8 protein-coding genes and 2 pseudogenes are annotated in these 15,260 nt (G+C 56.4%); 2 read left to right on the top strand and 8 right to left on the bottom strand.

Going from position 1 to position 15,260, the window contains the following annotated elements:
• Positions 1–42: 42 nt before the first annotated feature.
• The 6 genes from J7655_RS10020 to tnpA all read right to left on the bottom strand — a co-directional run bounded on the left by J7655_RS10020 (position 43) and on the right by tnpA (position 13,468).
• Positions 43–2,154: a site-2 protease family protein gene (locus J7655_RS10020; protein ID WP_230927609.1), complete on the bottom strand. Its 2,112-nt coding sequence runs from the start codon at positions 2,152–2,154 to the stop codon at positions 43–45.
• Complete coding sequence (locus J7655_RS10015; protein ID WP_230927608.1) at positions 2,148–3,494, bottom strand: efflux RND transporter periplasmic adaptor subunit; 1,347 nt, start codon at positions 3,492–3,494, stop codon at positions 2,148–2,150. The genes J7655_RS10020 and J7655_RS10015 overlap by 7 nt, the downstream gene beginning before the upstream one ends.
• Before the next feature lie 9 nt (positions 3,495–3,503).
• Complete coding sequence (locus J7655_RS10010) at positions 3,504–10,529, bottom strand: VCBS domain-containing protein (protein WP_230927607.1); 7,026 nt, start codon at positions 10,527–10,529, stop codon at positions 3,504–3,506.
• 39 nt (positions 10,530–10,568) lie between these two features.
• On the bottom strand, positions 10,569–11,318 hold the full coding sequence (locus J7655_RS10005) for an efflux RND transporter periplasmic adaptor subunit (protein ID WP_230927606.1): 750 nt from the start codon (positions 11,316–11,318) through the stop codon (positions 10,569–10,571).
• A complete protein-coding gene (locus J7655_RS10000; protein WP_230927605.1) occupies positions 11,318–12,883 on the bottom strand; it encodes a TolC family protein in 1,566 nt (521 codons plus the stop codon). Before J7655_RS10000 ends, J7655_RS10005 begins: the two co-directional genes overlap by 1 nt.
• Before the next feature lie 153 nt (positions 12,884–13,036).
• A complete protein-coding gene (gene tnpA, locus J7655_RS09995; RefSeq protein WP_230924495.1) occupies positions 13,037–13,468 on the bottom strand; it encodes an IS200/IS605 family transposase in 432 nt (143 codons plus the stop codon).
• 145 nt (positions 13,469–13,613) lie between these two features.
• Between tnpA and J7655_RS09990 the strand changes: the two are divergent.
• Positions 13,614–13,787 (top strand): annotated as a pseudogene (locus tag J7655_RS09990) (helix-turn-helix domain-containing protein); the annotation flags it as partial.
• Positions 13,770–14,633: pseudogene (locus tag J7655_RS09985) on the top strand (site-specific integrase); the annotation flags it as partial. The pseudogenes J7655_RS09990 and J7655_RS09985, both read left to right, overlap by 18 nt.
• Here the strand turns inward: J7655_RS09985 and J7655_RS09980 are convergent.
• The gene (locus J7655_RS09980; protein ID WP_010953434.1) at positions 14,627–14,920 is read right to left on the bottom strand and encodes a type II toxin-antitoxin system RelE/ParE family toxin; all 294 of its coding nucleotides are present in this window, start codon (positions 14,918–14,920) and stop codon (positions 14,627–14,629) included. The pseudogene J7655_RS09985 and the gene J7655_RS09980 overlap by 7 nt on opposite strands.
• Positions 14,908–15,180 (bottom strand): CopG family ribbon-helix-helix protein, encoded by a 273-nt coding sequence (locus tag J7655_RS09975; RefSeq protein ID WP_096862010.1) that lies wholly within the window; start codon positions 15,178–15,180, stop codon positions 14,908–14,910. Before J7655_RS09975 ends, J7655_RS09980 begins: the two co-directional genes overlap by 13 nt.
• Between the last annotated feature and the right edge of the window lie 80 nt (positions 15,181–15,260).

The following is a 15,260-nucleotide window of genomic DNA, read 5'->3' as shown; positions in this document are numbered from 1 at the left end:
TTGATCATCTTTGACCAGTACTGACGCGCGGAACTCATCGCTTCAGAATCCGGACTCTCTGATGAACAGCGCCATCAGACGCTGCAACTGATGCAGCAATGCACTCCGTGGCTTGCCTTCAATGACGGCCACGCCGACCTCCCTTTTCTGTCGAAGAACCTCGGGTACAGGGCCTTCAAGCGTCATTTCGACGCGATAATGTGCGGCTTCCGGTATCAGCCGGTCATCCTTGAGTCGTGCGGCGATAGGGCCGCCCGCGTCAGAGCCGAGCTCTGCGTAGGGCAACGCCGGAACAGCGCTGATATCAATTTGTGCAATCCGCACAGGTATTCGCTCGCCCTCACCGGAGGATGCGACAAATACACCGACCTGACCGTGCTCAAGAGAGGTCAGATAACGCTCGTTTACCAATCCTTCAATGATCAGTTGGTCACTGTTGACCAGTGTAAGAATCGGCTCATCGCGTCCGATCCACTGGTTGCCAGACAGGCTTGCCATGGCGCCGACAAAACCGTTGATCGGAGCCCTGACGACCAGCTTCGCCTCCCGCTGGCGCAACCCGGCCAACTGCTCATTCAACTGCTGCAGACGCTCAAGGTTGACCGCCTGAGCGACCTGGTCATCACGAAAAGTCGACTGACGAGAGAGCTTCAGGCGAACCAGCTGAAGCTGTTCCAGCGTTTCCTGCACTTGCTGCCTGAGTTCCGGCGACTGCAATTGCACAAGTACCTGACCCGCCGTCACCTGATCGCCGGACTGCACGTGAACCGCCACTACCTGAGCCGGCTCCGACGCAAACAGCGCTTGCACCTGCTGAGCACGCAAGACGGATGGCAGCCGAACATCAACCGACAAGGGCAGCAACATCCAGACTAGCGCCAGCAATGGCAGTGCCCACCCGACCAATCGCCAGCCTGTCCAGTGAAAATCAGCGCGACGCTCTCGCCACGTACGTACTTCCTTGAATATGGGCATGACGATGAACCAGAGCACCTCGACAATGAATAGAAAGATGCCAAGCACCTTGAAGAAAAAGTGATACACCAGCAGAGCAATACCCAGGAACAGGAAAAAGCGGTACAGCCATGTGCCCCAGGCATAGAGGATCAGCAGCCGTGCGCGTCGACGTGGCATCGGCTCCGGCAGCGGATCATTCAGCCCCCATAGCCAGCGACGCAACCGCCAGCGTCCGAGTTCGAACGCACGCTGCTGAAGGTTCTCTACCCCAATCAAGTCGGAAAACGCGTAGTACCCGTCAAACCGCATAAACGGACTGATGTTGACCAGGACAGAGGTAACCCAACTGGTGGTCGCAATAAAAAACGCGGCACTGCGCAGCGAACCATCCGGCAGGACACCCCACAGGAACGTGGCAATGAGCGCGAGATAAAGCTCTGTTCGGACGCCAGCAGTGACAATACGCAGGCGATCGCGACGGGACTGCAGCTTCCAGGCATCCGTAGTATCGGTATACAGCACCGGAAACATCACCAGGAATGCGACGCCCATGGACGCCACTCTGCAACCTAGTCTTTGCGATACCAGCGCATGCCCCAATTCATGGGCACTCTTGACCAGCACCAGCGTCAGGCCGTAAAGCAGAAACCCTTCCAGGCTGAAGAAGTAAAGAAAGGTCGCACTGAACTCGTCCCATTGACGCAGCACCAGCAGACCGCCCAGAACTCCGAGAACCATAACGATCCGATGAGCAGTACTGCCGAGCAGCCATGACAGCTTCGGACCGACTTTATTCAGCCAGTTGTCAGGCCGAAACAGCGGGATTCGAATAAACAGATAGTTATGCAGTAACCATTGCAAGACACTGGGCCGGCTGCCCTGCTGTTGACGATAAAAGGCGTCACTGGCACCGTTGCTGCGGGCAAGCACCAGGTTGTTTGCAATCAGAAAATCGGAAAACGCGCGAATCTCCTCGACCGCATGATCCAGCCCTCGGGCCTGCAGAAATGCATGCATCTCTTCCAGCGTGCGGCCTGGCTGCCAGTGGCGAATCAGCGCCAGGGCGTCTATCGACAGGGTGAAATAACGGTTACGCACTCGATCATGCAGCAGATAACGTGGCGCACCATCTTCGTCATGCCCTCCCGGCAGCAGCTTCAGGTCCTGCCTGAGTGCAGGTAGCCTGAACTCTACCATCCCAGCCACTGCCGAACCGAGGTAATGGGGCGGCGAAACAGGTAGAAGAAGATGCTCACCTTCTCACCGTACACCTTGGCGGTACCACGCAGGCCAACACGGGGAGGCTCTGCCTGCCGCTCAGACTCGCTGAGCTGTGCGATCAAACGGTAGGCCAGCTGCTGATCCGGCGTCGTCTGTGGTTCGTAACCGGACTCACTGAGCTGTGCCGACCAGGCATGCAGAGGATCATTGTCGAGAAAAACCCTTACCTCCGATCCCGATACCAGGGAAATCGAATCCTTGACCGGCAGCATGATTCTGAACTCCACCTGGGTCGGATCCGCAACCTGCATAATCCGTTCCCCTACCCTCACAGGCCGGCCCTTCCAGTCGTCCGGGTTGTCGAGTACGGCAACACCCGGCCGGTCAGCCGTAATCACCGAGCGTTCCAGCTGGTCCTGGGAAAACTGCCACTCGGCCTGTCTCAAACGAACCTGCGCTTCCAGTTCGGCGAGCCTGGCTTTCTGCGTGGGATCCAGAAAGCCGCCCTGCTGAACCGTTTTCAACTCGGCCTCGGCAACGGATAACGCCTGCCTGGCAACCGCCTCCTTACTGGCAAGCTCACTTTGCTCAAGCTCGATCAGCACGTCGCCCGGGCGCACCTGCTGATTGGGTTTTACCGCTACCTGCCTGACCACCCCTTCCAGGGGGGCTGCAACAACATGGGGCGACTTCGGTACCACTTCAACCGGCGCCAGGGTGCTCAGGCGCACCGGTAGCAGCATTATCAGCAGAACCGCCAACAGGCTGGCCAGCCACACCTTGCGGTGCTGCAGGTTGCTTTTCAAACGAGTGAACTGCTGACCACGCCGCAGAGCAAAAAGCGCGTGCCCGGCACTCCCCGCCAGATGCTGCAGTACACTCTGTTCAGCTTCGCTCCAGCTTTTGTCCCGCAGAAGAAGCAGAACGCCTGCAACCTCGCCATTTCTGGCCTCGATCCGCAGCGGTTGCCAAAGGATATGGTCGGGCAGACCAAGCTCTCGCCATTCGTTGGCAAGGTCTGCGCTCAGATCAGCCGGCCTCAACTGGGTCTGATTTTCCGGACTCCCCTGCCCAATTACAAAACGCGCCAATTGCTCAACCCAGGCGATGTAGGGTGAGGTGTAATCAACGGTAGGCAAATCAGACGCGGCAACGACATGCGGCCGCTGCATACGCTCACCGACCAGCAAAACGCTCTGGGTGTAAGGCACGCAGGTATGTGTCTGATTGACCAATGTATAAAACAACTGCGCAAGGCTTTCAGCCTTGCGCAGTTGCTGTTCAAGCCCCAAAAGGGCCGCGACAGTATCGCTCACCAATACCCCTTAAACTGACTGGAGCATCGACACGAGTCGGCTGCCATAGTGGTCACGTGCCGCTATTTCCGCAGCCAACTGGTCATTCAGAGGAATGAATCCCGTTGACTCGACGTCGGCAGGCTCCGCAGTTTCCGCATCAGCGCCGGCCGCCCGCTTGAACAGCTCCTCAAGGTCAAGCTTGAGCTCAAGCACACGAATCTGCCCGTCGGAGCCGATCGCCTGAACCCGGATACTGACCTCTTTCTGACCAGCAGGCGGATTGCTGATGGTGACCGACCCAGTGGTTGGATCCAGCTGAATCCAGCCGGGGAGCTGTTCACCACTCGACAGCGTTCCGCCGTATCGCTGGGAACCACCGTTGGTGCTGGTGTCCTGAATCGCGATCACCACCTGCCCTTCGGAGTTGTTCTGGATGCTGGTTACAACCAGCGAAACAACGCCAAATGCATCCTGCTGAACCTGGCTGAACTCGACCTGACCCGCCTCGTTTACATTGACGTCAACCGATGCGCGAACGGTCGTTGACCCATCGGTATTTCTGACCTGAACCACAATAGCGCCCGGCTCGGACAGAATGACCTGCTCTGATGAACCTTCGCTACCGTTGCCCGCACCCTGCAGATCATCAGACCCCTCGCTACCCTCACCAATGGCATCTTCAACAACACTTTCGAAGCCAAGGCCGGACGACGGCATATAACCACTGGAATCCAGCGGGTCACGCCTGTCGCCGCTCTCGCTGACAAGACCATCTGGCATACCCGACTGCGGGAGTTCAACCGGCTGGGAGTCAGTATCGGGCGCTGGGGGCGGAGTACTGCCCGGGCCGGGATTGGCCGGAGCTTCGTTAGGCACTGCAGTGACCGTCAGCTCGAACACTCTGGAGACAGTGGCACCCTCGGCATCAATTGCCGTTACCTGAACCTCGAACACACCGGGCTCGCGCGGCGAGCCAGAGATCGAACCGGTCTCCGGGTTGTAAACCAGCCCGCGCGGCAGTCCGCTGATACTGAAATCCAGATCCTCTCTGCTTAGCGTCGAGTCCTTGTCGGAGAACAGACTGTCCACTTCGAGCGCATAGCGGTCGCCCAGCTGCACAGTGGTTTCCTCACGGATCAGCTCGCGCGCGGTGACTTCTGGGGCATCGTTGGTGCCGAGGATCCGGAAGTTCACAACAGCCTGATCAGTCGCGCCCTGACTGTCTTCAACTGTCACGGTATAGCTGAAATTGATCTGGTCACCGGCGTTAAGGAAGTCGAGATCAAGGCCACGAACATCGTACGTCCAGCCAATGCTTCCTTCGTTATCCAGCCCGGTGGCACCGGTGCTGAATGCGTCAACCAGCGCCTGAGCCAGCCCTGCAGGCAGCGAACCTACGACACTGTCATCCGCGCGGCTCCAGGTGATGTCGTCATTCGACTCAAAGCTGACATCAATCGTGTCCGTCAGATCGACATCCGCAAAGTGGACCTCGCCGGACTGCACCAGATCCTGGGCTGCGGCGTCACCTGCTTCGGTAAAGTCCTCAGGCGCGTCAACGGTGACCTGCGGTTCATCGTTGCTGCCGGTCAGGGTAACGGTGACATCCTGCGTGTCAGTACCGCCCTTGCCATCGTTGACCGTGATGGTAAACACGGCGGTAACCACTTCACCCTTAGCCAGGAATTCCAGGTCGCCGGCGTCAATGTCATAGGTCCAGTTGATGGTACCGTTATTGTCATTACCCGCCGCCGCGCTGATGCTGAAGGCATTCTCTATCGCTGCCAGCTGCTCGGTGGTCAGCGGCAGATTGGTGGTGCCGTCGGCTTTCTTGGCGGTGACTGACTTGATTACTTCGCTCGCCGTCGGGCGGTCGGTCAGATCCACATCGCTAAAGCTGATCGAACCGCTGTCAGTCAGGTCACTGCTGCCGTCGGTGATCTCGCCGGCAACATCACCTACGCTGATCTCCGGCACATCATTGCTGCCGGTCAGGGTAACGGTGACATCCTGCGTGTCAGTACCGCCCTTGCCATCGTTGACCGTGATGGTAAACACGGCGGTAACCACTTCACCCTTAGCCAGGAATTCCAGGTCGCCGGCGTCAATGTCATAGGTCCAGTTGATGGTACCGTTATTGTCATTACCCGCCGCCGCGCTGATGCTGAAGGCATTCTCTATCGCTGCCAGCTGCTCGGTGGTCAGCGGCAGATTGGTGGTGCCGTCGGCTTTCTTGGCGGTGACTGACTTGATTACTTCGCTCGCCGTCGGGCGGTCGGTCAGATCCACATCGCTAAAGCTGATCGAACCGCTGTCAGTCAGGTCACTGCTGCCGTCGGTGATCTCGCCGGCAACATCACCTACGCTGATCTCCGGCACATCATTGCTGCCGGTCAGGGTAACGGTGACATCCTGCGTGTCAGTACCGCCCTTGCCATCGTTGACCGTGATGGTAAACACGGCGGTAACCACTTCACCCTTAGCCAGGAATTCCAGGTCGCCGGCGTCAATGTCATAGGTCCAGTTGATGGTACCGTTATTGTCATTACCCGCCGCCGCGCTGATGCTGAAGGCATTCTCTATCGCCGCCCGCTGAGCTTCACTCAGCTGCAGATCGGTGACGCCATCCGCTTGCTTGGCTGTAATCGATTTGGTCGATTCGGTCGCGGTCGGCCGGTCAGATTGATCCGAATCAGTGAACGTGATCGACCCACTGTCAGTCAGGGTGCTGCCATCAGTGATCTGGCCAGCTACATCCATAGCCGCGATCTCCGGTGCATCATTGCTGCCAACAACGGTCAAGGTAATGGTTGCTGTTTCACTAACCGCTCCATTGTCATCAACCGCTCGGTAGGTAAAGCTAACTTGTCTGCTCTCACCCGCAGCCAGATCGTCGAATGACGTACCTGGATTGAACGAATAGCTTCCGTTGCTGTTGAAGATCAGAGCCCCGCTGGCAACAGAACTGACCAGCTGATATCCAGTGATTGTGCCATCGACGTCGGTTGCAGCAGGAACGTTACCGGAGTAAGCCCCGTTCTCGGCAACACTCTGGGTGCCCGACTGCGCGACAGGAGCATCGTTGACCCCTTCGATAATGATCTCAACAGTCTGCTCAGCAGTACCGCCATTGCCGTCATCAGCGGTCAGGGTATAGCTCAGAACCAGCGTCTCGCCTTGCCCCAGAAAGTCGAAGCCCTGACTACCGGCGTCGAAGGTCCAGTCAAAATTGCCTGTGGTGCTGACGGCGTCAACCACCGTTTCAGGAGTGATATTCAACATGGACAGCAGTGTTGCTTCATCCGGCACATTACCAAGCGCAATCGGGTTACCAGCGGAGTCGCGCTGCACAGCTCTGACACTGGTCGGGGTTACCGTTACCACATCACCGGTGTCGACGTCCGACACAACATACTCACCATCAGCAATGAGCTGAGCGCTACCCTCTACCAGGTTAGTAGAGGCTGCGGCAGCCACTTCACCGATGATCGAATCGATCTGCTCGCTGGAGCCAGCGGCATAATACCAGTCAAAGCTTTGACTCTCTCCCGCAGCCAAGTCTTCAAGTCGAACAAACAGCGCATATCCGCCATCATCAGGGCCTTGCTCATAGGCCGATTCCTGAGGGTTGATGGAAGGAGTATCTTCTCCAGCCGGATCGTTTGGATTCCAGCCGTAATTCTGACCAATGATGGTGTTGGCCTTATCGGACGTAGAAAAAAACAGAACTGCGGTGTCATCACTGTAAATCTTGATTGCCTGCGCTTGCTGCTCCGCGCTGGTGATGACATCAAATTCACCGCCGACAAGGTTGCCTTTCTGCTTGGAAGGGTTGTCAGCACCAGCAATGAAATCGTCTTGTGTACCAACCCAAATCCTCAGGTTGGTTGCATCACTGGAACCTATATTGGTGATGTAGGTCCGCGTTTGCAAAAACGCGGAGTCGGCCGGCAACGTGTACACATGTGTGACCTGCAGCTGAGCGCCATTGATCGTAATATCGCCACGCCAGATCAAGGTTCCGCTTCCGCTGCTGAAGCCACTGGTGTCCACAGTCACATTGGTAAACTGCGGCGCCATGTTCAAATCGCCGTTCAGGTTCCAATCGTTGGTACCGTCACCGTTAACCCCAAGGGAGAAGTTCAGAGCATACTGCGCGAAGGTTAGCTGATTTGCACTTCCGCCCTCATAATAGAACGGCTGCTCCAGCATGCCGGTGAGCGCATTCAGTGACTCCTGCACACCATTGCCGAACTTCAGCAAACCATTATCGAACACCTCAACGCCTGACGCTGGGTCGCCACCGCCGCTCAGGTCAGGCGGTGTTGTTGTGGTATCGACCGTCTCGATTGTGCCAAATACAGGCGCATCGTTGGTTCCATTGATGTTAAATGTCAATGTCTTGGCGACCGTTGTTGTGCCGTCGCTGACCGTTACGGTGAAAGAATCGGTAGTTGCGCTGCCGAGCGCATTGATCGCCGCTGAGTTTGGCGTGTAGGTATATTCACCTGTCTCTCTGATGACCTTCAGAGTGCCATAGGCACCCTCCAGAGACACATCGGCAACCAGTAACTCGCCACCCTGGATGCCGTAGCGCAGATCAGCGGTCGCTGTATCACGGTCGGAAGCAGTTAATGTCCCGTTAACCTCACCAAATGTATCCAACTGGTCGGTATCATTTATCGATGGAGATGCCGGGGTGTCCATAACAGGAGCGTCATCTACCGCAGTGATCGATGTCGCCAGACTGACCGCGCTAGCCGAAACGGCTGTTGTACCGCCAGTATTTCCGACAGCGGTCGTATCATAGGCTTGCCGAGAGGCGCCAGACGTGAAGGTAATTCCAGAATCGGAGCTATCTACCGCATGGACGCTAAGGCTACCCGGGGTACCATTGTAATCCGCCGCAGGAACGAACCGCAGGCTCGCAGTAGAAGATAGCAGCAGACCCGCATTGGCCGACACAGTACCAACCGCTAGCCAGTTGGTGCCATCAGTGGAATATTGCCACTCACCTTGGGATGGGCCGCTGGCGTCACCGGTAATAATGATGCCAGCCAGAGAGTCAGCCGGTGTATAGGTAGTATCTGGATCAGCAAATACACCGTTAAACAGACTACCAACGGTTGAGCCGCCAGGAGACGTTGTGTCCTCATTAACAGCGCCAAGGGTAGCGTCACCTGAGAATGCTGGTGCATTATTGAGCTGATTAACTCTCAGGGTTATCGTATCGGACCCTACTGCCCCACCGCTGTCCATAGCAGAGACAGTTATATTTCGCTCCGTTTCTGTATCGGTGGCAGTACTGTTGTAAGCAACCTGCGAAGCAATATTGCTCGCGATTGTATCTGTCACGACAGTAGAAGAAATCAAGCGAATGTTATCGACGTAGAGGTTTGATCCTACTAAATAACCGCCGGAGGCATCATAAGTCCCACCGACAAACTGAAAACGATATTGACCTGCACTCAAGCCCGCCTTATCAACACGTATATAGCCATTGGTATCGGCCCCCCGCTCCGCAAACAAGATGACGTTCGCAGGGTCATTTGGGTCATCACTAAGGAAATTGCCGGAACCGTCTACAGCACGCAGCAAGCCGAACACTTCGTAATCATCACCACTACCTACCGCACGAAAATCCAGCGAGATGGAATCTCCATCCTCGACGGTAATAACGGAGCTAGTAGCATACGGACCGTGGATAGAGCCATAACCATCCGTTTGGTAACCATTACCTTGGGGAAGCTGGTCTTCTTGAACAATATTACCGGTACTCTTGAGATAGAGTGCCTTGCTATTGTTAACGCCCTGACCATCTTCAATTGACGCTTGAGGATCAAAGCTACCACTGCTAGCTACTGTATTAATCGTACCGTTGCCGCTAGTGGGATAGGTTAGATTGGCGTCTCCATGGCCATTAAAGTTGATCGGCTGGCCATCAAAGTTGATCTCCCCGGCACTATCCCCATAGATTTCACTAGACAAAGCCCAATTCGCAGTCCCCTCCTCAAAACCGGAATTCGGAAGAGGTGAAGAGAGAAGAATTTTCAGTGGCTGACCGTTGCGCCCGTTCTCAACCGCGTCGATTGATCCAATACGTTCACGGCCTGCGCCATTTCCTCGGTATACGTCGTTGCCAACTACCGAGATAGCACCCTCTACATTGACGTCGCTAGCGTCTTGCAGAATAAAGTTATCACCTGAGGTCGGATTATCAACGGCGAAGCGAATGTAGCCCTCTCGGTAGTCCCCGCCACCGTTGAAGGAAATGCCGGCATCAATCAGAACCGGCGCTCCACCCTCGGTGTAGGTAACAGAGTCAGCGATAGCCGACACAGTCGGAGCCAACACTCCTTCGAAGCCAGCCGCAACCAATGCAGTCGTCTCAACCGAACCACTGGTCACCTCAAGCTCCCAGTCCCCGCCGAGTGCCTGGGCACCGGTCAGGTCTTCGGACGCAGCAACATCAGCGCTGGTGAGTTGCGCTACAGCATCCAGAAACCCCTGCCCTTCACTGTCAGAGCCGACGTAGCAACCATAGAGCATCAGGTCACCCGACTCGGTCAGCGTTTCACCCAGCGCGGCGAGCAGTTGCGCATTGGCATCCAGATTCTCACCATTAAGCGTCAGTGTGCCGAGTTTCAGCTCACCCACATCACCGTGAGAGAACAGGTGGATGGCATCAATACCCGACTGCCCCTGCAGCGCGGCGACCATTTGTTCCAGGCCGTTCTCGCTGCTGTCTATCAGAATGACTTCAACACCGTCATCCAGCCCATCGACCAAGTCCTGATAGTTGTCTACCGAGGTATCGACAAAAGCGACTTCGCGGCGATTACCAGGCTCACTTGCCGTGGGCGCCGGCGCAGCAAAATGCATACTCTGTTCGGCCGAAGCGGTATGCGTTGCGGCCTCCTGAAAAGCCACGTCCGTGGTCATTTCTACAGCGGTAGCAACCGCAGCACCATCAAGCAGAATGCGCGGCTCCAGCGCACTGATCAGGGGCTTGCGGCGAAAGCGAACTGCGTTAGCGGGGGTGTGTTTTTTCATGTCCTCTATCCCTTTAGGGCACCGGCCAGATGGTCTGTTTCAGGGGCTGACTTGTTCTTCGGCGGGCGCGGGCTCGCTGAATACGGCAGTCGCGCTCATACCGGGTATAAGTTGCGTGTTTTGTGGCAATTTGGCTCTCAGCAGGACTGTCTGGCTGACAGCATCAATTGCGGGAATAATCGCCCTAACCTCGGCAGATTCGGGTTCGGCAAGGTTGTCCACCAGCAAGCTGATTGGCTGGCCCACGGTCAGCCAGTTCAGCCAGGCTGCAGGCACAACCACTTCCGCCTCGAGGTTCTGGTCACCCACAACCTCAATCAATTCCTGTTGCTGGCGAATATTCTCGTGGGCGTTGACCCGCAGACCGACAACGCGGCCTCGCCAGGGTGCCTTGATTACACAGCGGTCGGTGTTGAGACGGGCAATTTTCAGCTCAGCCAGAGCCTGGGCATATTCTGACTGCGCCAGAGCGACATCCAGCCCACCGATTGAGTTCAAGGCATCAAGCTCACGAGCATTTTCGCTTTTGATTCGCGCTGCCTGAACTTCAGCAGCCACCTTCTCGGCCTGGGCGTCATACAGGGAACAGTCCAGATCAACCAGAACTGCTCCCCTTTCAAAGGCCTCACCGGGAAGGTAAGGAATGCGCTCAACGCGCGCAGCCAGCTCGCCCGAGAGTACGGCGCGATCCAGTGACTTGATCACTGCTCGCGCCTGGTACTCGGCCTGAGCCGAAGCCGCGCTTGCCAGCAGGGCCAGCGACAGCCCCAGATTGAATTGCTGACGCATCAGCTGGTCTTGTCGCTGGCGACGACTTGATCAGACTCAACTGGCACAACGGCCTCCGCAGACTGTGCACTTTGAGCTGAATGCTGCCACTGATCAAAGCGCTGTCCGATCTCCTGGCCCAACGCCTCAACATTCAGAGTCTGATAATCCTGCGGGAGCAGATCCATGCCGATGGTCACAAAGACACGACCGTAGCTGTTCTGCAGATCGGCATACGCAACATCACGGCGCAGCTCGGCCAGGACAGTGTTAAGCGACTCACGAATCAGATCGAGCTGCGACATGCGCTTGTGCTCCGCAGCATTGCGGGTCTGCTCGCCAATGCGCTCGGCAACACCGAGATACTGAGTAGCCAGGTCGAAGCTTTTGCGCGCCTGCTCATAGCGGATGCGAGAGAGATGCACCTGAGTGAGAACCGCCATGGAGGTAGCCAAACGCTGCTCTTCGGTCAGCGCCTCGCGGGTCTCTGCCATCCGACGCTCAGCGCCAATCTTGAACACGTCCAGCATGTTCCAGCTGATCTGCGCGCCGACACTGGTCCAATCCTGGTTCAGCAGATATTCGTTACTATCCTGGTAGGAGCCGGCGGTCAACTGAATGCCCGGGAGCAGGCTCAGCATTGCTGCCTTTGTCTCTGCAGCAGAAATGCGTTTCTGGTAGTGAGTTTCGACCAGTTCAGGGCGCTGCTGCAGCGCCTGCTCTTCCATCTCGGCCAGGCCCACGCTCAGCTCCGGCACTACAAAAGCCGGATTCGACACGTCAACCAGCGAGAACTGCGTGCCCGGCTTCAAACCCATGAGGGCCGACAACTCGGTCTTGGCCCCCATAAGGTCCTGACGCAGGGCCTGCAGCGCGCGGAGAATATCCAGCAACTCACGCTGGTAATACAGCGCATCCAGCGGTGAGCGCAATCCTTGAGTTTCTACCTGGCGAGAGTTCGCCAGTGCATCACTGGCTTGGTCGATCAGGGGGTTGATCTTGCTCAGCAGGCGCTCTGCCGAGACTGCTCGCCAGTAGGCAGCGCGCACGTCCTGGGTAATGTTGTGAACAACCTTTCGCTCACGCTCCCTAGTAATCAGATAACGATCCGCATGCTGCTGAGCACGAACATAGGACAGACCAAAGTCGAGGACATTCCAGGAGAAGGCAACATCCTGAGTATCACGCTCACGCCCCTGTGAAACGGAGTAAGCCGGGTTCGGTCCCAGCGCATCCGGCTCGCCGTCAGTAAAGTTGACGCTGGCAGACGCTGCATATTCGCTGCGCTTCGAATAACCCGCCGATGCCGTCAACTCAGGCAACATCTCATGGCGAACAAGATCGATTTGCCCTTGGGCCAGAGCCGCTTCCAGGGACTTCAATTTCTTATCACGATTGTTGAGAACGGCGCGGGCGATCGCCTCATCCAGAGAGATCGCTGCCTCAACAGCCTGCTCCTGCGCCAAGCGTTCGATATCCGAAAGCGCTGTCGTTTCAAGGCTTTGCGGAGTAATCACGTTGGGAGTAACAGAGCAACCACTTGCGAGGGCAACAACAGATAAAGCTAGCAGGGACTTCTTAAGCATGAACTCTTCCTTCGGTAGAAGATCGAACCAATCCAATGGCGACATGCCAGCATACTAATCATTCTGCAACTCAACAACCACCGACTGAAGTCGGTGGGTTAGTGACTTACGGACTGAAAGTCCGGATACGCGTCGACTGAACGACGCGTCGGATCAGTCAGGCTCCATCCTGAAATTATCGTTCGGGCTCGGCTCAAAATGATGCTCCAGATACTGCTTGATCATCTCTTCCGTCATCTGCCCAACCGTCGCGCAAAAGTACCCGCGAGCCCAAAAATGCTGCCCCCAATAGCGCTTTTTCAGATGGGGAAACTCCTCGAAAATCTTGCTCGCCGTACGCCCCTTGATCCGCCTCATGATCTCACTCGGCGCCAAATTCGGCGGACTGCTCACCAGAATATGCACGTGATCCTTGCTCACCACACCTTTCACAATCCGAATTTCAAATGCTTCGCACGTCTGTCTCACCAGCTCTCGCACTCGCTCAGCAACCTCACCGCTGAGCACCTTGTATCGGTACTTAGTCACCCAAACAAAGTGATACTCGATCTGGTAGACCGTATGACTGCCGTATCTGTAATCCATGCGCTTGCCCTCCAGCCCCGCATGGTGGCGCTAAAGCTCACCGGCTGAAAGCCGGTGGTTTTAACCTTTCGATGGAAAATCAAAAAACAAGGCGGCGGCAAAAACTGAGTGCAACACCTGACCTTTCCGGTACGGTGCTGCCCCTATGTCTTATTCCGAACTCAGCGTTGAAGAACGCGCCACCATTCAAATCGGCCGTGCCCAAGGGTTCAGCCTGCGCAAGATTGCTTGCTTGATCACCCGATCCCCTTCGACCATCAGCCGGGAGCTGCGCCGCAATCGAGATGTCTGTGGCGGCTACTCGGCCCGCATGGGCCAGATGTTGCGCTGGGGTGAGAAACGCAAACCCTGGCGAGGCCTGATGACTGACGGCAATCCAGCCGACCTTATAGATGTTAGCAAGCTGCTCGATCACGATTATGAAGAACAACGCGACCGCCTGCTCTCCCCCGACGAGATTCGCGAGCTGCGTGACATCCTCGAACGCCTAGAGAAAGACTACGAAGAGCTTCCCGCTGGCCAGAAGTATTCCGGCATTCGCCCGGTCAACACGCGAGTCCAGTGCGCTCTGTGGATCTGCCTGAGCACCCTATGTCGTATCGGCGAACTGCTTGAGGCCGAGTGGCGCTACCTGGACCTGAAGAAAGGCACCTGGTTCATCCCTGCCGAGGCTACCAAAGGCCATAAAGGCAAACGTCAGGATCACCATGTGTTCCTATCAGCTTTTTCCATCGCGCAGTTCCAGCGACTGCAGAAAGAAACCGGTAATACACCGTTCTGCTTCCCCAGCAAGGACGGTAAAAGCCACGTTGATACCAAGACTGTCAGCAAGCTAATCGGAGACCGGCAGTGCCGGTTCAAAAACCGCACCAAGCCTTTGGCTGGCCGACATCATGACGACTCACTGGTACTGAGCAAGGGCATAAAGGGCGAATGGACACCACACGACCTGCGTCGCACAGGTGCAACCATGATGCAGGAGCTCGGTGTCACGCTGGAAATCATTGATCGCTGCCAGAACCACCTGCTGGGTGGCTCCAAGGTACGCCGGCATTACCTGCACCACGATTACGCCAAGGAAAAGACCGAAGCATGGCGGTTATTGGGAGAGAGGCTGGAGTCGATTCTTGCCGGGAGCCCGAAAGCTGCTGTCCAGCCTCAGTAGCCAGCTTCTTTTTGATGGCGAAAGGCCAAGACATAGGCGGTGTCATCTGCGCGCTCATAGCGGTACAACGCGACGTAACCTGAGTCACCAAACTCAATGATGAGCTCACGCAGCTCTGGCAGATCTGGAAATGGACGCCCTACTTCCGGACTTTCCTCCAATCGAGCGAATTGGCGCTCGATTGCCTGTGCAGCACGGCGCGCGACCTGCGGATCTTTATCGGAGAGAAATCGCCGGCAACGCTCCAGGCCCTTCGCCGCGCCTTCCGTGACGATCAGTCGTGGCACTTGGGCAACTCTGCCTCAGTATCTGTTCCCCAGCTACCGAGCCAGGTCCGAGTTTCTTGGCTGGTCAAATGCCGTCCGGTTTCCTGATATGCCGCCCACGATGCCAGGGCTTCCTGCTTGAAGCTCTCACGGGCCTCCTCACGCTCGACGTACTGGGTGATTGCCTCGCGCATGATCCAGTGAGACGAGCGCTGGCGTTGGCTCGCCAACTGCTGAATGCGGCCTTTTAGCTTGTCATCAATTTTGATGGAAGTGGCCATGGTTAGCCCTCTTTATCTAAAGGTATTACCTTTTAATAAGGTAGCAGCAGTCGTGAAAGCTGTCTATCCGATGCTCACAA

Source organism: Pseudomonas wenzhouensis, assembly GCF_021029445.1.
GTDB lineage: Bacteria > Pseudomonadota > Gammaproteobacteria > Pseudomonadales > Pseudomonadaceae > Aquipseudomonas > Aquipseudomonas wenzhouensis.
Note: the sequence above shows the minus strand (reverse complement) of the source record. Positions and strands in the feature narration are given on the sequence as shown.